Below are 17,470 nucleotides of genomic sequence, written 5' to 3' on the forward strand. Positions count from 1 at the left end.
GCCGCCCGGGCCCCCGGGCGCCCCCCCCCCCCCGGGCCCCCGCCCGGGGGGCCCGCCCCCGGGGGGCCCCCCCGGGCCGGGTGCCGCCGGGCCCGCGGTGTCCCGCGGGCCCGGCGGCCTGGTGCGGCGTCTCAGCCGCGGGTGAGCTTCTTGTAGGTGGCGCGGTGCGGCCGGGCGGCCTCGGCGCCGAGCCGGTCGACCTTGTTCTTCTCGTACGACTCGAAGTTGCCCTCGAACCAGAACCACTTGCTCTCGCCCTCGTAGGCGAGGATGTGGGTGGCGACCCGGTCCAGGAACCAGCGGTCGTGGGAGACCACGACGGCGCAGCCGGGGAAGTCCAGCAGCGCGTTCTCCAGCGAGGAGAGGGTCTCGACGTCGAGGTCGTTGGTCGGCTCGTCGAGGAGCAGCAGGTTGCCGCCCTGCTTGAGGGTGAGCGCGAGGTTGAGGCGGTTCCGCTCGCCGCCGGAGAGGACGCCGGCCGGCTTCTGCTGGTCCGGGCCCTTGAAGCCGAAGGCGGAGACGTAGGCCCGCGAGGGCATCTCGACCTGGCCGACGTTGATGTAGTCCAGCTCGTCGGAGACGACGGCCCACAGCGTCTTCTTGGGGTCGATGCCGCCGCGGTTCTGGTCGACGTACGAGATCTTGACGGTCTCGCCGACCTTGATCTCGCCGGAGTCGGGCTTCTCGTCGCCGGTGATCATCTTGAAGAGCGTGGTCTTGCCGGCGCCGTTGGGGCCGATCACGCCGACGATGCCGTTGCGGGGCAGGGTGAACGACAGGTCGTCGATGAGCACCTTGTCGCCGAACGACTTGTGGAGGTTCTTGACCTCGACCACGATGCTGCCCAGACGCGGGCCCGGCGGGATCTGGATCTCCTCGAAGTCCAGCTTCCGCATCTTCTCGGCCTCGGCCGCCATCTCCTCGTACCGGGCGAGGCGGGCCTTGGACTTGGCCTGGCGGCCCTTGGCGTTGGAGCGGACCCAGTCCAGCTCCTCCTTGAGCCGCTTGGCGCGCTTGGCGTCCTTCTGGCCCTCGACCTTGAGGCGGGCCTGCTTGGTCTCCAGGTACGTGGAGTAGTTGCCCTCGTACGGGTAGGCGCGGCCGCGGTCCAGCTCCAGGATCCACTCGGCGACGTTGTCGAGGAAGTACCGGTCGTGGGTGACCGCGACGACGGTGCCGGCGTACTTCTCCAGGTGCTGCTCCAGCCACTGCACGGACTCGGCGTCCAGGTGGTTGGTGGGCTCGTCGAGCAGCAGCAGGTCGGGGGCCTCCAGCAGCAGCTTGCACAGCGCCACGCGGCGGCGCTCGCCGCCGGAGAGGTTGGTGACCTGCCAGTCGCCGGGCGGACAGCCCAGGGCGTCCATGGCCTGCTCCAGCTGGGCGTCGAGGTCCCAGGCGTTGGCGTGGTCCAGCTGCTCCTGGAGCTTCCCCATCTCGTCGAGGAGCTCGTCGGAGTAGTCGGTGGCCATGAGCTCGGCGATCTCGTTGAACCGGTCGAGCTTGGCCTTGGTCTCGCGGACGCCGTCCTGGACGTTCTCCAGCACGGTCTTCGACTCGTCGAGCGGGGGCTCCTGGAGGAGCATGCCCACGGTGTAGCCGGGCGAGAGGAAGGCGTCGCCGTTGGACGGATGGTCCAGGCCCGCCATCATCTTCAGCACGGTGGACTTGCCGGCGCCGTTGGGGCCCACGACGCCGATCTTCGCTCCCGGAAGGAAGCTCAGCGTCACGTCGTCAAGGATGACCTTGTCGCCGTGCGCCTTGCGCACCTTGCGCATGGTGTAGATGAACTCAGCCAAGGAAATCGCTCCGGCGTCGTCGGGAATGGCTTACGGGGTTACGACCCTCCATTGTGCCGCACCCGGGAGCGCCGCCCCGCATGCCGGGACCCGGCCCCCGCGGACGGGGACCGGGTCCGGTGCGGTGCTGCTCCGGGCGGCGCCGCCGGTCCGGCGTGACCGCCCCGGCGGGGCGGCCGAAAGCCGGGCGGTGCCGCTCCGGGGCGGTCCGGGACCAGCGGGATCCGGGACCGGTGGAATCCGTGATCGGCGGAATCCGTGATCAGGAGGAGCGGCGCCTGCGGAGGAAGAAGACCACGCCGCCGCCGACGACCACGAGGACCGCGGCCACGCCGGCGATCACGGGGGTGGCGCTGCTGCTGCCGGTCTCGGCCAGGCCGCCCCCGGTGGTGGCGCCGGTGGTGCTGCCGCCCGCGGTGCCGGTGGTGCCGCCCGTGGCGCTGCTGCTCGGGGCCGGGCTCGGCGAGGCGCTCGGGGCGGTGCCGCCCGCGGTGCCGCCGCCGGTGCTGCTGCTGGTCCGGCAGTCCAGGACGCCCTCGAAGGTCTTCGAGAAGCCGTTGGAGCCCTTGACCTCGATCGCGTAGTGCGCGTCCTCGGCGACCGGGACGGCGACCTCCTGCTTGCCGCCCGGGTGCACGGTGACGGGCCGGCCGGAGACGGTGCCGGTGAAGTCCTCGTCGCCGTTGTTGGAGACGGTGACGACGACCTTGCCGCTCTGGCAGTACTCGCGGGCCTCGGCGGCCGGGATGGCGCCCTTGCGGGCCCAGGTCGCGGTGGCGGTGTCGGAGACGTCGACCTTGCCGGAACCGGCGAGGATCATCGTCTGGCTGTGCTGCTGCGGGGTGTAGCCGAGGCTGGTGAACGCGCGGCCGACCGGCACCTCGGTGGTGGCGGAGGCCGTGAGGGTCGCGGTGCCGGGGGCGGCACCGGCCGGGACGGAGAAGTACACGGCGCTGCCGTTGGACGCCTCGGTCACCGGCCTGCCGTCCCGGTCGACCAGCTTGACGCCGGACTTGGCGGCGGCGTCGTCCAGCCGGAGCTGCACGGTGGCGTTGGCGGAGACGTTGACCGGGCCGATGAGGTCGCCGCTCTTGCCGGAGACGGCGTCGGGCGTCAGCTCCAGGGAGGGCTTGGGCTCCTCCTGGACCGCGGCGTTCTCCTCCAGGTACGTGGTGAGCCTGGCCGCGGCCGGGTCCTTCGGCACGGCGTCCTTGCCGTCGGAGAAGTGCCAGATCGCGGCCTGGGTGCCGGCGGCGGCCTGGTCCTCGTTGAGGCCCTTGACCGGCAGCTCGGCGACGCCCTTGGCCGGGTAGGAGTTCTCCAGGATCCACTTGATCCGGCCGGCGTTCGGGTTGTTGGCCAGGGAGGTGGCGTCCCAGCCGGCCTCCTGGTACTTCGCGCCGTCCTTGGTGTAGTGGCCGAAGTCGATGCAGTAGGTGTAGACGCTGCCCTTGCCGGTGTCGAGCGTGAAGAGCCCGCCGGCCACCCGCTCGCTGCCGTCGACCACCACGGGACCCCCGTGGTAGAGCTGCTGCTCCAGGGTGGCGGTGGCGCCGGCGTCACCCGAGCCGTCCTCAGCGGCAGCGGACCCGGCCGCGGCGAGACCGCCGACGACGAGCACGCTCGACGCGAGCATGACAGTTGATACGCGGGGTATGACCCGCCCGCGAACACGGAACATAGATGTCTCCTCCGAGCGGTCGCGCACGACGGCGCGACACCGCACACTGCCGCAGCCCCCCAGCGCGGCCGTTCCTTACCCGAGGCATCCTATTGATCCAGAACGGGCCTTAAACCCCCGTACGGAACCAGGACGATCCCGTTTCGCTTCTGTTACCAAACCCCCTTCAACCAGCGGAGACTGTCGACAAGTCAGCAAATCCGGGCACCGGCGGCGACCCTCCCCGGCCGGCGACACGGCCACCGCGCCGGGCCGGTCAGACCGGGGCGGCCACCCGCTCACGGGCCACGGCACCGCCGCCACGGGCTGCGCCGTCTCCGTGAGCGACGCCACCGACCCCTTCGACCCCGCCGGCGCCGGCGCCACCGGTGCCGCCGGCGCCGCCGACGACCTCGGACTGCCCCCAGGCCGGACCTCCCGCCGCCTCCGGCCGGGCCCGCACCGCCCGCCGGAAGGCGGAGGTGCCGCGCGCCAGGTCGTGACCCAGGGCCCAGGCGTCGACATCGACCGTGATCGTCCGCTTCCCGTCCTGCTCGCGGTCGCGCACCCGCATCTTGCCGGTCACGACCAGCGGATCGCCCTTGCTCACCGAGCTCACCACGTTCTCGGCCATCCACCGCCATGCCCACACCGTCACGAAGCTGGTCTCACCGTCCACCCAGGAGCCCCGCTGCCGGTCGTAGCGGCGCTCGGTGGAGGCGAGCCGGAAGCTGGCGAGCGGCACTCCGGCAGACGTGGTGGAGTAGCGGACGCCGGTGGCGGCGTTGCCGACGATCGTCACCAGGGTCTCGTTCACGGACACTCCCCGTCGTTGGTTGCGTTGTGGCGAGAGTGCCGCCGACCGGAGCACCCGCACCAGCCGCCCCCGGAAACCTGTGGACAACCGCGGCATGGGGAAAACTCCGATCCCTCGGGCGAGTGGGTTTTCCCCCTTCCCGTTGACCATTCCGCTGAGTGCATGACAATTCTTTGCCCGCCATTCCCCTCTCCGGACGCCACGCCCCCCACCAGCCCGGATCCCCTGTGCGGACGAAAAGGACACCTCCCCCCGATACCCACCGGGTCCATAACGGGTGGGGCCGCAGGGCCGTAACGAGTGCACAACGTCCGGCGGGACGCCCGCCAATACCGATGCGCACCCGCCGCCCACCTGCGATTATCGGACCGCTTCACCCGCGCCGCACCGCACGGCGCACCCGTGGAACACCAGGGAGACACCCCGGACACCCTTATCCTGTCCCCGACAGGACAACGGCCCGCCCCGTGCACCGCGCATCCGCCCGGGACCGGCCACCGCCGCCGCGTGCCGCACCCGCGCCGCTCACGGCAGCCCGTCCGGCTCCTGTCCGGCCCCCGTAGCTCAGCGGATAGAGCAGGTGCCTTCTAAGCACTTGGTCGCAGGTTCGAGTCCTGCCGGGGGCGCCACCTCTCAGCAGGACGAACGTCCCGGACCGATGATCGGTTCAGGGGCGCCGGTGCGTTCTGGCGGCAGTGCCGACGGCAACGGGGTCGCCCGTCGAGGAGACCAACCAGCCGGTCGGGCGCCGCGCGCTCCTCCGACAGGCCGACATGAGCGCAGATGTTCATCGTCACGTCCAGGGCACTGTGCCCGACGATGTCGCGGACCACGTGCGGCGGGGCACCGAGACCGAGCAGCAGCGTGACGCCGGTGTGCCGGAGGCCGTGGAACCGGGCGGTCCGGCCGGCCCGCTCGCGGACGCCGCACCCGCGGCGGTTGAGGTTCCGCGGCTCGATCGGCGTGCCGTTCGCCGTCGCGAAGACCGGGCCCGGTCCTGCCACCGGTCGCCGGCAGTCTCCGACAACGGCGGAGCCCTCGGCATCCCCCACGCCCGCCAAGCCGGCGACGGCTCCACCCGTGGCAGAGACCTCACCCTGGTCGAAGCTTTCTCCAACCGTATGGACGTGCTCAGCCATACGAACGGCCGGACCGTCAGAGTCGCGCTGCACCATGACGAGAAGACCCGAGCGCAGCAGCCGGAACCGGCATCCATGAGCAGCTGAACAACAACCTTCTCCACGGGTTCAAGGCACCGCGCACAGCGCGGCGCGGCGCGCGCCGGTCCGCCCGCCGTCGCTCCTGCCTCCGTGCCGCTCCGGCGGCCGCCCGCGCGCCCCGCAGACGAGGGAAGGCCGGCGGGGCTGACGCGGACGCCGACACGATCTTTGGGCACCTGCCAGGTCCGGGACCCGCGTCAAGCGCGACCAGGAGGCCACTCGGACACATTGCGGGCAGGCCCAGGACCTGCCCGAGTTGCCAACAGGCGTACGGCCCCTGATCATGCTCGATCCCAGCCCAGGCAGGCCACCGGCAAAAGATCGCGCCAACGCCCGCGTGCAACGTCATCCGCCTTGGGCCCTGGGATGCCTGGTGGAAGAGATAGTCGGCGCTATTGTGGGCGCCATCTCTCGCGGTATTGCATGGCTCATCTTCGGCCTGATCGGCGACGTGCTGTTCGAAGGGTTCGTGAAGGCCATGAAACGGGCCTTCAGAGCGCTCCGTCCCCGCAGGACTACGCGAGCTCTCAAGGTCTCCTTGGAGAAGCAGTGATCCGCGGCACGGAGCGGGGCTGGTTGTGCTGCCGCCCCCGCTGACAAAGCGAGGCGACCGAAACCCGAGGCCGCCCGGCTGGGCCGCCCCTGGGCCGTCCGAGGTCGCTCGACAGCGGCCAAGGACCACAAACGACGACCAGGCCCACGGACCCACTACCCATGACCAGGAAGAACCCAGATCGCCAAGACTCCGGACAAGAAGTGGGACTGCGAGAGCCCCCTGCCCGTGCTCGACCCCAGCCTGAACAGGCCGCTGGCCAAAGAGCGTATCAACGCCCGTGCGGGAGCATCCATGGCTGCTCGGTCCGCTCCTTCTCCGCCAACTGACGCAGGTTGCCGAGGAAGGCCCGGCCGCAGTCCGGAGGTACGTTTTCAGCGTGGATTTTTCTCATGATCGAGGGCAGAAGATGAATGCCAAAATTACGCCTGACGGCGCCGGACCAACGCTTCTGGGCGGTCCGGCAGGGCCGGCTCGGCCGGGTTGGCTCTCCGATGGTGCCCAGGAGCGACTCATGCGGTGATCAGCGGCTCATATCCCGCGCGCCAGCTGCCAGACCGCGGCCGGCCTCTCCACTGCTGACCTGCCCTACCTGCCCCACCTGCACCGGCGACAGCGAAGAAGCAGCATGCCGCACAAGCGGCCCCGTGATCTGCGCAGAGCCGGGCTTCACCGCCCTGCATGGCGGCTGGTTCCCCACATTCCCGGCCTCCGCTGTACGGCAGCCGATGCTCCAGCCGTGGGTCTCGACCTGACACAAGGTCATATGGTGTTCGGACGGCGGACCGCCGGCTCACACGTACGCGACGCGCCCCGGCGACGCGGCCGTCTCGCGGCATCCGGGGAGGCACGCGGGAGGGAAGGGGACACCCATGACCGACGGGCTCGACGGGAGCGACCGGCGTCCTCTCGGACCGCGGCAGGACCTGGTGCACCGCTCGACAGCCCTTCTGCCCGCTGGAAGCGAGGTACGGCAGGCGTTCATCTGCCAGAGCGCGCCGAACTTCTTCTTCTTCGTCCTCACCTATCTGACCGGCCTGACGATGTTCTGGAACACGTACCGGTGCGTGGCGGTCACCCAGGACGCCATCCACGTGCTGGACAGCAGCAAACTGTCCGGCGGCGCCCGCCCGCAGCGCCTGGCGGCCACGATGCCGCGCGCCACCCGGCTCGGCCCGGTGTCCGGACGATGGGGGGAGATCGAACTCCTCGGAGAGCGTCACTGGGTCCACAGGCGCTTCCACGACCAGATCGCTGCCGCAGACCGGGAGATCGGCGGCTCTGCCTGACAGGGCCCGCACCCGTCGGGGACTCCGGCCGCAGCAGGTCGCGGTCGTGGCGGTGGAGGTCCGATCCGGGGGTGGCAGCGGCCACGCTGATCACCGGTGTGGGGGCAGAGGACCACGGGGTGGCCGCCCGGATGGTCGACCGCCGGCATGCCGCCCCGGACCGGGGCGGCATGCCGGCCGCCTTCCTCCTCCGGTGCCGTTCCTGTGGCGCCCGCCTCGCCCGTACCGACACCGCCCGAGACCGCCTGGGGCCCCTCGGCGGTCGTCGACGCGTGCGGGCGGCGGGGCGCCGCCGGGGGTGGTCAGCCGATGCGGTCGGCGGGGCCGACGGAGAGGTAGGTGGTGCGGTCGACGGGGTCGGGGCGGCCCTTGGTGGTGACGCTGCGGGTCTCCAGGAGCGCGCTGGTCCGGGGGTCGATGATCAGGTAGTCGGTGCTCGCGACGCCGCTGAAGACCAGCTCGGTCCCCTTGCGGCCGGCGCTGTCCCTGGCGGGGCCGACGAGCTTGACCCCGTCCATCCTGGCGAGGGCGCCGTACAGGGCGGCGCGGAGCCCGGGGCTGGAGGGGGCGCCGCCGAGGAGGGTGCCGGCCTGGATGAAGGCGCTCTGGCCCGCGTACTCCCGGGAACTGTTCATGATCTTGAGGAGGGCCGCCGGGTCGGCGGGCAGGGCGTCCAGGCCCTTCCACCCGAAGCTCCTCGGGCCCAGCTTCCAGACGCCGGGCTGAGGCTTGGTGAAGGTGTGGCCGCGGGCGACGACGGAGTAGTGCATGGACCGCGACACGTACTCGTCGAAGGTCCTCGACCCGCCGCCCGGGGCCGCGGTCCTCAGGTGCATCCTCCAGTACCGCCCGGAGGAGGCCGGCAGGGCGGCGGCCACCTTCGCGGTGTCCTCGAGGAACGTCGCGGCGGTGGCGGCCCGGGCCTGCCCCGGGGCCCGTCCGGCGGACGCTCCCGCACCGGGGTCGGCGTACACCGCCGCACCGGCGGCGACCGCGGCCGCCGCGAGGACCGTCGCCACGGCCCGCCGGCCGGTGACGAGCCGGCGGCGGCGGAACGGGACGACGCCGGCCCGCTCCTGCGCCGCGCTCCCGCCGCCGGTCGCGGCCTCGTCCCTGATCGCGGCGTCGACCGCCGCGGCCGCCCGGGCGAGAGTCCGCGCGGACGGGGGCTCGACGCGGCCCGCGGCGCGGAGTGCCTCGGCGCCCGGGAAGTCGAGGAGTGCCTGTCGGTCGGTCATGCCGATTCCTTCCGTGCGGTGGGGAGGGGATGCGTCGTGCGCGGGGGCCACGGGTGCCGTGCCGCGGGTGCGGGGGCGGCTTCGGGGATGGCTGCCGTTCATGCCCGGTCTCCGACCGCCGTGAGGCCCAGGGGTGCCGGACGGGAGGACGCGAGGCGTTCGCGCATTCGGTTCCGGGCCCGGTGCAGGCGCGAGCGGGCCGTGCCGGCGGGGACGCCGACGACGGCGGCGGCCTCGGTCGGCGTCAGCTCCTCCCAGGCGACGAGCAGCACCAGTTCCCGCTCGTCCGCGGGGAGTTCGGCCAGGGCCCGGTGGAGTGCGGGGGCCAGGGCCGCGGCGTCGAGCCGCTGGTCCACGGCCTGCCACGGGTCGCTGGGCGCGGGTGCGGGCGCGCCCCCGTCGCGTCCGGCGCGCCGGATGTGCCCGGCCAGGACGTTGCGGGCGACCCCGAAGAGCCAGACCCGGGCCGACCCGCGCGAGACGTCGAAGGTGCGCCGGGCCGCGAACGCCTGCAGCCACACCTCGGACAGCAGGTCGTCGGCGGCAGCGGGGGCGCGCCGTGCGAAGTAGCCGTGCAGGGCGGCCGAGTACCGCTCGACGAGCGGGGCGAACGCCGCCGCGTCGGACGCCGCCCGGGTCAGCTGGGCGTCGCTGCGGCGCTCGTCGGCGTCGGCATCGGTGTCGGCACCCGCGTCGGCCTGGGCCTCGGCGTGGTCGGCGGCGCGGTCGTCGGCGCGGCCGCGCCGACCGTCGTGGTCCGGTTCCACGGAGTCTCCGTCTCCGACCGCCGGGCGGCGGTCTCGTCCTGTACTTGTCGTCCGGCCCCGGGAGCGTTCGCGCCGCAGGGCAGTACACCGGTGCCGGGCCGGGGACGGCCACCGGCCGGGGCCGGGGCCGGGGCCGGGGAGCCGGGTTCCGGCGGCCGGCGGCCGGAGCCGTCCGGACGGGTCCGCGTCGGGGGCGGCCCGGTACCTGCTGCGGCATCGGCGCGGGACGGGCCGCGCCGCAGCCGGTGCGGCGGACCGGCGCCGTCCCGCGCACGCCACGGACGGAGCCGCCCCCGACCGGTACGACGACCGGTACGACGGCCGGCACGACCGACCCGGCAGGCGGCACGACCGGGCAGGCCGCCGGCCCGGCGGACCGGGATAGGGTGGGCGCGTGACCTCTTCAGCCGCCGCCGGATCCGCACGGCGGTCCGCCGGCCGGCCGTCCTCACTGCGCACCGAGTACCGGGAGCTGACCCGCAAGCGGCTGCTCGCCGCGGTGCGGGAGGTGCTGGAGGAGGAGGACTACGCGGCGGCGACGGTCGACGAGATCGTGGGCCGGGCCGGGACGAGCCGGGCGACGTTCTACCTCCACTTCCGCTCGAAGGCCGAGGCCGCCGCGGCGCTGCTGGAGCAGGTGACGCCCTCGGACCGCGGCTGGTACACGGCGCTGGAGCAGGCCGTCGGCTCGCGGGAGGGGCTGCGGCGCTGGATGGACGAGGCACTGCACTGGTACGAGTCGCACGCCGGACTGCTGGCCGCCCTGAACGAGGCGGGCGCGGTCGAGCGGATGGTCGCCGAGCGCCGGTCGGAGTCGATCGAGCGGCTGGTCGAGACCATGTCCGGCTACCTGGACCGGTTCGAGGGCGCGGCCCGCACGGAGGCGCAGCTGCGCCTGCAGCTGCTGGTGCGCCAGCTGCACCAGGTGGCCATGGACACGGCGGTGCAGGGCACCTGGCGCACGGACCGGGAGCTGCTGCTGGACGTGATGTCGGCGAGCTGGCACGCCACCCTGGGCCCGGACGGGTCCGGGCCCAGGGCCTGAGAAACGGCGGGCGCCGTGCAGACCGGCGCCGTGCAGACCGGCGCCGTGCAGACCGCCACCGTGCCGGCGGCGGGTCCTACTCGGATCCGACGCCGGTGAGGATGCGGGCCTCCGCGGCGGCGTAGGAGGGCTCCCCGGCCGGGGCGGGGCGGCGCGCGCCGCAGACGCTTCCGGCCCAGCCGAGCAGGAACGCCGCGGGCACCGAGACCAGTCCCGGCGTCTGCAGCGGGAACCAGGCGAAGTCGCTCTGCGGGAAGAGCGCGAAGGGGCTGCCGGACACGGTGGGCGAGCAGGCCTGCAGGCCGACGGAGAGCAGGACGCCGCCGTAGACGCTCCACAGCAGGCCGGTGCGGTTGAACCGCGCCCAGAAGAGGGAGTACACGAGCGCCGGCAGCACGGCGGAGGCGGCGACCGCGACCGCCAGCGACGACAGGAACTGCACGTTGTACCCCTGCGCCGCCATGGAGAGCACGATGCCGAGCGCGCCGAAGAGGAGGACCGACCAGCGGACGGCCCGCACCTCGCGCTTCTGGGTGAGGCGGCCGCGGTGCACGGCGTGGGCATGGACGTCGTGGGCGAGGGTGGCGGCGGCGGTCAGGGTGATGCCGGCGACGACGGCCAGCACGGTCACGAAGACCGAGCAGGCGACCGCCGTGAACAGGACGCCGCCGGCCGTGGTGGCGGTGCCGCCCTCGACGGTGCCGGCGAGGAGCAGCAGGGCGCCCTGGCCGTTGGGGTTGACGGCGGCGATGACCCGGTCGCCGACCATGGCGGCGGCGCCGAGGCCGAGGACGACGACGACCAGGCAGAAGAGGCCGACCATGGCGACGGCGTGACGGGTGGAGCGGCGGGCGGCGGCGCCGTCGGGGGCGGCGTTGACCCGCATGATCATGTGGGGCATGCAGGCGGCGCCGAGGACGACCGTGAGCTGCAGTCCGATGAAGTTGAGGCGGCCCTCCGCGGTGTGGCCGAGCTGCAGGCCGGGGCGGAGGTAGGCGTCGCCCTGCCCGCTGCCCCTGGCGGCGGCGTCCAGCAGGGCGCCGGGGTGCCAGTCGAAGTGGTGGAGGACCGAGACGGCGACCGCGACGACGGTGCCGAAGGTGAGGACGACCTTGACGATCTGGACGAGGCTGGTGCCCCGCATGCCGCCGAGCACGGTGTAGCAGACCATCAGGGCGCCGATGAGCGCGGTGCAGGTCTGCTGGGCGCCGTCGCTGGTGAGGCCGAGCAGCAGGGCGGTGGCGGAGCCGGCGCCGGACAGCTGCACCACGAGGAAGGGCAGCGAGACGGCGAGGGTGGCGACGGCGGCGGCGGTGCGGGGGGCGCCGCCGGAGGCGCGGATGGCGAAGATGTCGCCGAGGGTGTAGCGCCCGGCGTTGCGCATCGGCCGGGCGAGCAGCAGCAGCACGCCGAGGGCGAGGACGGTGCTGAAGGCGAGGGCGAAGCCGTCGTAGCCGGAGAGGGCGACGATGCCGGTGGTGCCGAGCACGGTGGCGGCGGAGATGTAGTCGCCGGAGAGCGCGAGGGCGTTCTGCAGCGGTGTCAGGGTGCGGTTGGCGGTGTAGAAGTCGGCGACCTCGTCGCGGTCGGGGCCGGCGAAGACGCAGAGGAGCAGGGCGAGGCCGACGAAGATCATGAAGGAGATGAGCACCATCGTCTGGGTGCTCTCGCCGAGGACGGCGTGCGGGGCGGCGGCGTGCGGGGCGGCGGCGAGGGGGAGCGCCCCGGCGGGGGACGGCGGGAGGGCTGTCGTCATCGGGCGGCTCCGTGGCTGCGGTACCGGTGGCCGTGTCCGGCCCGGGGGCGGGACGGGGCCTGGGTCCGGGCCTCCGCATCCGCCTCGGCCCCGGCCTGCGCCTCCCAGTGGGCGCGCAGCGCGTCGGCCCGGCGGTCGCAGAGGTGCTCGGAGCGCCGGTCGAAGCGGGCGGCGGTCCACAGCAGCAGGGCGCCCTGGAGGAGGCCGAGCGCCATGCCCAGGTTGACGCGTCCGGCGACCTCGGTGGCGAGGAGGTCCCCGGAGGTGCAGGCGAGGAGCACCGTGACGGCGAAGCAGGCGGCGTTGGCGGCGGCGAAGCGCCGGTTGAGGCGGCGGGCGGCCGTGCGGACCGGCGCGAGGGAGGGCGCGGCGGGCTCGGGGGCCTGGGGGTGGAGGCCTGCGGCCCGGAGGTGGAGGCCGGGTGCCTGCGTGCCGGGGGCGGGGGCCTGCGCACGGCGCGGCGGGCGGCGGGGCGGACCGGCCGCCGTGCGGCGGGGCGGGGGCTGCATGGCTGGCATGGGGGCGTTCCTCGGGACGGATGAGGGTGGGTCTCCTGCCGCCGGGCGCCCGCGGTACCGGCCGGTGCGGACGGGTGCGGGACGGAGGACGGGTGGGCGGCCGGGCGGACGGTCGCACGCGGGGCGGCCCGGTACCGGGCCCCGGCAGGCGGGTGGGTGCGCCAGCGTAGCCAGCCCCCGGCCCACTGACTAGACATGTGTCGAGTGAATGCACACTCCTGCCACGAGGTGTCCCCGACCGCGGCGTGTCCGCCACGATCCGGACACATGGGGCACCCCGCGCACGGCAGGCGCCCCGACACGGCGAACACCCCCGGAACGGCAGGCGCCCCGGACACGCGGGTGTCCGGGGCGCCGTGGCCGCCGGAGGACCGGCGGCGGGGATCGGGGGTCGGGGGTGCGGGAAACGGGATCCGGGGGCGGGTCCGGGAGAGGGCCGGGGTCAGGCCAGTCCGCGCCTCACCAGCAGCGGACCGGTCTCCGGCGCCCGGCCGCGGAACGCCCGGAACGCCTCGAGCGGGTCGGTGGCGCCGCCGCGGGAGAGCAGCGCGCGCCGGAAGGCGTCGCCGTTCTCCCGCCGCATGCCGCCGTTCTCCCGGAACCACTCGACGGTGTCCGCGTCCAGGACCTCGCTCCAGACGTAGGAGTAGTACCCGGCCGCGTAGCCGCCGGCGAAGATGTGCGCGAAGTAGCCGGAGCGGTAGCGCGGCGGGACCGCCGGCACCGCGACGCCCGCCTTCTCCAGCGCGGCCGCCTCGAACGCCTCCGCGTCCCCCGGGTCGGTCCCGGCCGGCAGGGTGTGCCAGGCCCAGTCCAGGAGGGTCGCGGCCAGGTACTCCACCGTGCGGAAGCCCTGTCCGAACCGCTCCGCCTCCTGCATCCGCTCCACCAGCGCGGCCGGCATCGGCTCGCCGGTCGCGTGGTGGCGGGCGTAGTTCGCGAGCACCTCCGGCCACAGCGCCCACATCTCGTTGACCTGGGAGGGGTACTCGACGAAGTCGCGCGGCACGTTCGTCCCCGAGAAGAGGGGGTAGCGCACGTCGGAGAAGAGGCCGTGCAGGGCGTGGCCGAACTCGTGGAAGAGGGTGGTGACCTCGTCCAGCGTCAGCAGTGCGGGCTCGCCCGCCGGGGGCTTGGCGATGTTGTGGTTGTTCACCACGACCGGGCGCTGCCCGAGCAGCCGGGACTGGGAGACGAGCTCGTTCATCCAGGCGCCGCCGCGCTTGGAGGCGCGGGCGAAGAAGTCGCCGAGGAAGAGGCCCAGCGGCGTGCCGTCCTCCTCGAGGACCTCCCAGACCCGCACGTCCGGGTGGTAGCCCCGCAGGTCGGGCCGCTCGGTGAAGGACAGGCCGTAGACCTTCTCCGCCGCGAAGAAGACGCCGTCGCGCAGCACCCGGTCCAGCTCGAAGTAGGGGCGCATGGCGGCCCCGTCGACGTCGTACCGCTCCTTGCGCACCTTCTCGGACCAGTACGCCCAGTCCCACGCCTCCAGGTCGCCGCCGCCGAGGGCGGAGAGCGCCTCCGCCTCCCGCCCGGCGTTGGCGACGGCCGGGGGCACCAGCCGGGCCAGCAGGTCGGAGACGGCGCCGGTGCTGCCGGCGGTCTGGTCGGCGACCTCGTACGCGGCGTGGCTCTCGAAACCGAGCAGGGCGGCCCGCTCGGCGCGCAGCCGCGCCATCCGCACCGCCAGTCCGCCGTTCTCGGGCAGGCCGCGGCCGAGCGATGCCTCCAGCAGGCGGCGGCGCACGTCGCGGTCGTCGAGGACGGCGAGCTCCGGCTGGTTGGAGAAGTTCTTCAGACTGAGCACGTACGCGCCGTCGCGGCCGAGCTCCCGGGCGTTCTCCGCGGCGGCGGCGACGGCGTCCTCCGCGAGCCCGGCCAGCTCCTCGGCCGTGCCGACCACGAGGGCGGCGTCCCGGGTGGCGGCGAGGAGGTTGCGTTCGAAGGCGGTGGCGGCGGCGGCGAGCTCCTGGTTGATCTCCTGCACGCGCTGCCGGCCGACCTCGGAGAGCTGGGCGCCGGCCCGCACGAAGCGGTCGTGCCAGCGCTCCAGCAGGCGCAGCGACTCGGGGTCGAGGCCCAGGCCGGCGCGGTCGCGGTACAGCGCGCCGACGCGCCCGAACAGGCCGCGGTGGAGGAGGATCGCGTCGCTGTGGGCGGCGAGCCGGGGGCTGACCTCGGCCTCGACGGCCTGCACGGCCTCGTTGGTGTCGGCGGACGCCTGGTTGAAGAAGACGTTCTCCACGCGGCGCAGCAGGGCGCCGGAGCGCTCCAGCGCGACCACGGTGTTCTCGAACGTCGGGGGCTCGGGGCTGTCCGCGACGGCCTCGACCTCGGCGAGCTGCTCGGCCATGCCGCGCTCGAACGCGGGCAGGTAGTGCTCCTCCCGGATCTCGGCGAAGGGCGGCAGCTCGTAGGGGAGCGGACTGGGGCTGAGGAGGGGATTCGTCACGCGGGCGACCCTACGCCGCCGCACCGCTCCGCCGCACCGCCCCCGCGGACCCTGTCGCGGGGACGGCGCGCCGGGCCGTCGAGCCGTCGGACTGCCGGTCCGCCGGACCGTCAGGCCGTCAGGCCGTCAGGCCGTCAGGCCGTCAGGCCGTCAGGCCGCCAGGTCGCCAGCCAGGTTCGGCCGCAGGCAGACGAGGAGGCAGGGAGGCGGGGAGGCGGGGCGGCGGGGCGGCGTGCGGCCCTCACGGGCCGCCGGCCTCCTTCAGCCTGCCGTCGAGGTGCAGCCGGCGGGTGGCCCCGATCGCGTCCAGGAACGACAGGTCGTGGGAGGCCACCACCAGCGCCCCGCGGTACGACTCCAGGGCGGCGGCGAGCTGCCGGACGCTGTCCAGGTCGAGGTTGTTGGTCGGCTCGTCCAGCAGCAGGAGCTGCGGGGCGGGCTCGGCCAGCAGCAGGGCCGCCAGGGTCGCCCGGAACCGCTCGCCGCCCGAGAGGGCGCCGGCCGGCAGGTCGGCCCGCCCGCCCCGGAAGAGGAAGCGGGCGAGCCGGGCGCGGATCTGGTTGTCGGTGGCGGCCGGGGCGAAGCGGCCGACGTTCCGGGCGACCGTCAGCCCGTCGTCCAGCAGGTCGAGCCGCTGCGGCAGGTACCGCACCGGCACCGCGACCGCGACCTCGCCCGCCTCGGGTGCGAGCTCCCCCGCGAGGGTGCGCAGCAGCGTGGACTTGCCCGCGCCGTTGCGGCCGGTCAGGGCGATCCGCTCCGGGCCGCGCACCTCCAGGTCGGCCAGGGCACCGCAGCGCAGCCGCACGCCGGAGAGGGTGAGCACGGTGCGCCCGGCCGGGACCGCGGTGTCCGGCAGGTCCACCCGGATCGTGTCGTCGTCCCGGACCGCCCCCTCCGCCTCCGCCAGCCGCTCCCGGGCCTGCTCCAGCCGGTCGTCGTGGAGGGCGCGGTGCTTGCCCGCGGACACCTGGGCCTGCTGTTTGCGTCCCCCCATCACGATCTTCGGTTCGCGCTTGGTGTCCTCCATCTTCTGCCCGTACCGCTGCCGGCGGTCGAGCCTGACCCGCGCCTCCGCGAGCTCGCGCCGCTGCCGGCGGACGTCGGACTCCGCGGCCCGCACCGTGCGCCGCGCCGCCTCCTGCTCGGCGGCCACGGCCTCCCGGTACGCCTCCAGGTCGCCCCCGTACCAGCGGACACCTCCGTCGCGCAGGTCGGCGATCCGGTCGACCAGGCCCAGGAGCCCGCTGTGGTGGCTGGCGACCAGCAGCACCCCGGTCCAGGAGGCGACCGCGTCGTGGAGCCGCCGCCGGGCGTCGAGGTCGAGGTTGTTGGTCGGCTCGTCCAAAAGCAGGACGTCGGGGCGGCGCAGCAGCTGCGCCGCCAGGCAGAGCAGCACGGACTCGCCGCCGGAGAGCTCGCCGATGCGCCGGTCCAGGCCGATGCGGCCGAGTCCGAGGCGGTCGAGGACGGCGTGGGCGCGCTCCTCGACGTCCCAGTCGTCGCCGACGGCCGTGAAGTGCTCCTCGCGGGTGTCGCCGCCCTCGATCGCGTGGAGCGCGGCCCTGGCGGCGGCGATGCCGAGCACCTCGTCGACGCGGCGGCCCGCATCGAGGACGACGTCCTGCGGGAGCAGGCCGAGGGTGCCCGTGACGCGGACGGTGCCGCGGGTGGGGGTGAGCTGCCCGGCGACGAGCCGCAGCAGGGTGGACTTGCCGGAGCCGTTGGAGCCGATCAGCCCCGTGCGGCCGGCCCCCACGGTGAAGTCGAGGCCGTCGAGGGCGGGGGTGCCGTCGGGCCAGTCGAAGCCCAGGGCGGAGCAGCGGATCGAGGGTGTGGTGGGTCGGGCGGTGGCCAAGGTGTCTCCCGGCGGTGTGCGTGGCGGTCTCGGCGGTGGTGCGGAGACACCGCTGCGGCGGCGGGGACGGCAGGGGGCGGTGCGGGACCCGTCCGCGGGGCGCCGGGTCCGGGGGACGGACACGGGGGGCGGGTGCGGGAGGGCGGCTCGCTGCCTGGGCCGGACGCATGCCGCGCGGAGGACTCACGCGGGGCACGGTGTCTCATGGCCTCAGACGAGCAACGGCCTGCTCCTTCTCGACGACTGCGGACGGCCTCCACCGTCGCACGGCGCCGCGGGGACCGCAACGGAATTCTGCGGGCCCGGCGCCGGGGCGGCAGCCGTCCGGAGGCGCCTCCGCGGGAGCGGTGGCCGCGGCTCCGGGAGACGGGGCGGGGCGGAGGAGCGGCCGCGGCACCGGTCGGCGGGGGCGGAACGGCGGCAGGAAGTGACGCTCCGTCAACTGCACCCGCGGAGGCCCCGGGCACTGGAGTTGCCGTGCACGCACCACTAGGGTCTGGC

At 74.2% G+C, this 17,470-nt stretch carries 13 protein-coding genes and 1 tRNA gene; 4 read left to right on the plus strand and 10 right to left on the minus strand.

Going from position 1 to position 17,470, the window contains the following annotated elements; translation table 11 throughout:
• Positions 1 to 131: 131 nt before the first annotated feature.
• The 3 genes from ettA to ACFY07_RS15660 all read right to left on the minus strand — a co-directional run bounded on the left by ettA (position 132) and on the right by ACFY07_RS15660 (position 4,273).
• Positions 132 to 1,796, minus strand: a complete 1,665-nt coding sequence (gene ettA, locus ACFY07_RS15650; RefSeq protein ID WP_230650146.1) for an energy-dependent translational throttle protein EttA — start codon at positions 1,794 to 1,796, stop codon at positions 132 to 134.
• Between the two features lie 262 nt (positions 1,797 to 2,058).
• Positions 2,059 to 3,432: a thioester domain-containing protein gene (locus tag ACFY07_RS15655; RefSeq protein WP_390869144.1), complete on the minus strand. Its 1,374-nt coding sequence runs from the start codon at positions 3,430 to 3,432 to the stop codon at positions 2,059 to 2,061.
• A 301-nt stretch (positions 3,433 to 3,733) separates the two neighbouring features.
• Positions 3,734 to 4,273 (minus strand): single-stranded DNA-binding protein, encoded by a 540-nt coding sequence (locus ACFY07_RS15660; RefSeq protein ID WP_390869145.1) that lies wholly within the window; start codon positions 4,271 to 4,273, stop codon positions 3,734 to 3,736.
• A gap of 553 nt (positions 4,274 to 4,826) precedes the next feature.
• Between ACFY07_RS15660 and ACFY07_RS15665 the strand changes: the two genes are divergently transcribed.
• Positions 4,827 to 4,902, plus strand: a tRNA-Arg gene (locus ACFY07_RS15665).
• On the opposite strand, the gene ACFY07_RS15670 is transcribed toward ACFY07_RS15665, so the two are convergent.
• Entirely contained in the window at positions 4,861 to 5,448 is a 588-nt protein-coding gene (locus ACFY07_RS15670; RefSeq protein WP_390869273.1) for a tyrosine-type recombinase/integrase, read from the minus strand. The two genes, ACFY07_RS15665 and ACFY07_RS15670, sit on opposite strands and share 42 nt — an antisense overlap.
• Positions 5,449 to 5,776: 328 nt before the next feature.
• On the opposite strand from ACFY07_RS15670, the gene ACFY07_RS15675 reads away from it, so the two are divergent.
• Positions 5,777 to 6,046 carry a hypothetical protein gene (locus ACFY07_RS15675; protein WP_390869146.1) on the plus strand — a complete coding sequence of 90 codons (270 nt, stop codon included), beginning with the start codon at positions 5,777 to 5,779 and terminating at the stop codon, positions 6,044 to 6,046.
• An 872-nt stretch (positions 6,047 to 6,918) separates the two neighbouring features.
• Complete coding sequence (locus ACFY07_RS15680; protein WP_390869147.1) at positions 6,919 to 7,335, plus strand: hypothetical protein; 417 nt, start codon at positions 6,919 to 6,921, stop codon at positions 7,333 to 7,335.
• A gap of 302 nt (positions 7,336 to 7,637) precedes the next feature.
• On the opposite strand, the gene ACFY07_RS15685 is transcribed toward ACFY07_RS15680, so the two are convergent.
• Both ACFY07_RS15685 and ACFY07_RS15690 read right to left on the minus strand, forming a co-directional pair.
• Positions 7,638 to 8,573 (minus strand): hypothetical protein, encoded by a 936-nt coding sequence (locus ACFY07_RS15685; protein ID WP_390869148.1) that lies wholly within the window; start codon positions 8,571 to 8,573, stop codon positions 7,638 to 7,640.
• A gap of 98 nt (positions 8,574 to 8,671) precedes the next feature.
• Positions 8,672 to 9,340 carry an RNA polymerase sigma factor gene (locus tag ACFY07_RS15690; RefSeq protein ID WP_390869149.1) on the minus strand — a complete coding sequence of 223 codons (669 nt, stop codon included), beginning with the start codon at positions 9,338 to 9,340 and terminating at the stop codon, positions 8,672 to 8,674.
• Positions 9,341 to 9,734: 394 nt separating this feature from the next.
• Between ACFY07_RS15690 and ACFY07_RS15695 the strand changes: the two genes are divergently transcribed.
• Positions 9,735 to 10,385, plus strand: a complete 651-nt coding sequence (locus ACFY07_RS15695) for a TetR/AcrR family transcriptional regulator (protein ID WP_390869150.1) — start codon at positions 9,735 to 9,737, stop codon at positions 10,383 to 10,385.
• Positions 10,386 to 10,461: 76 nt separating this feature from the next.
• Here the strand turns inward: ACFY07_RS15695 and ACFY07_RS15700 are convergent, their stop codons facing one another.
• The 4 genes from ACFY07_RS15700 to ACFY07_RS15715 form a co-directional block, all read right to left on the minus strand.
• Positions 10,462 to 12,141, minus strand: a complete 1,680-nt coding sequence (locus ACFY07_RS15700) for a cation acetate symporter (RefSeq protein ID WP_390869151.1) — start codon at positions 12,139 to 12,141, stop codon at positions 10,462 to 10,464.
• Positions 12,138 to 12,659, minus strand: a complete 522-nt coding sequence (locus ACFY07_RS15705) for a DUF485 domain-containing protein (RefSeq protein ID WP_390869152.1) — start codon at positions 12,657 to 12,659, stop codon at positions 12,138 to 12,140. The genes ACFY07_RS15700 and ACFY07_RS15705 overlap by 4 nt, the downstream gene beginning before the upstream one ends.
• A gap of 442 nt (positions 12,660 to 13,101) precedes the next feature.
• Entirely contained in the window at positions 13,102 to 15,111 is a 2,010-nt protein-coding gene (locus tag ACFY07_RS15710; RefSeq protein ID WP_390869153.1) for a M3 family metallopeptidase, read from the minus strand.
• A gap of 241 nt (positions 15,112 to 15,352) precedes the next feature.
• Positions 15,353 to 16,969, minus strand: a complete 1,617-nt coding sequence (locus ACFY07_RS15715; protein WP_390869154.1) for an ABC-F family ATP-binding cassette domain-containing protein — start codon at positions 16,967 to 16,969, stop codon at positions 15,353 to 15,355.
• Positions 16,970 to 17,470 lie beyond the last annotated feature (501 nt).

The sequence above is a fragment of the Streptomyces sp. NPDC001380 genome, assembly GCF_042895785.1.
Taxonomy (GTDB): Bacteria; Actinomycetota; Actinomycetes; order Streptomycetales; family Streptomycetaceae; genus Peterkaempfera.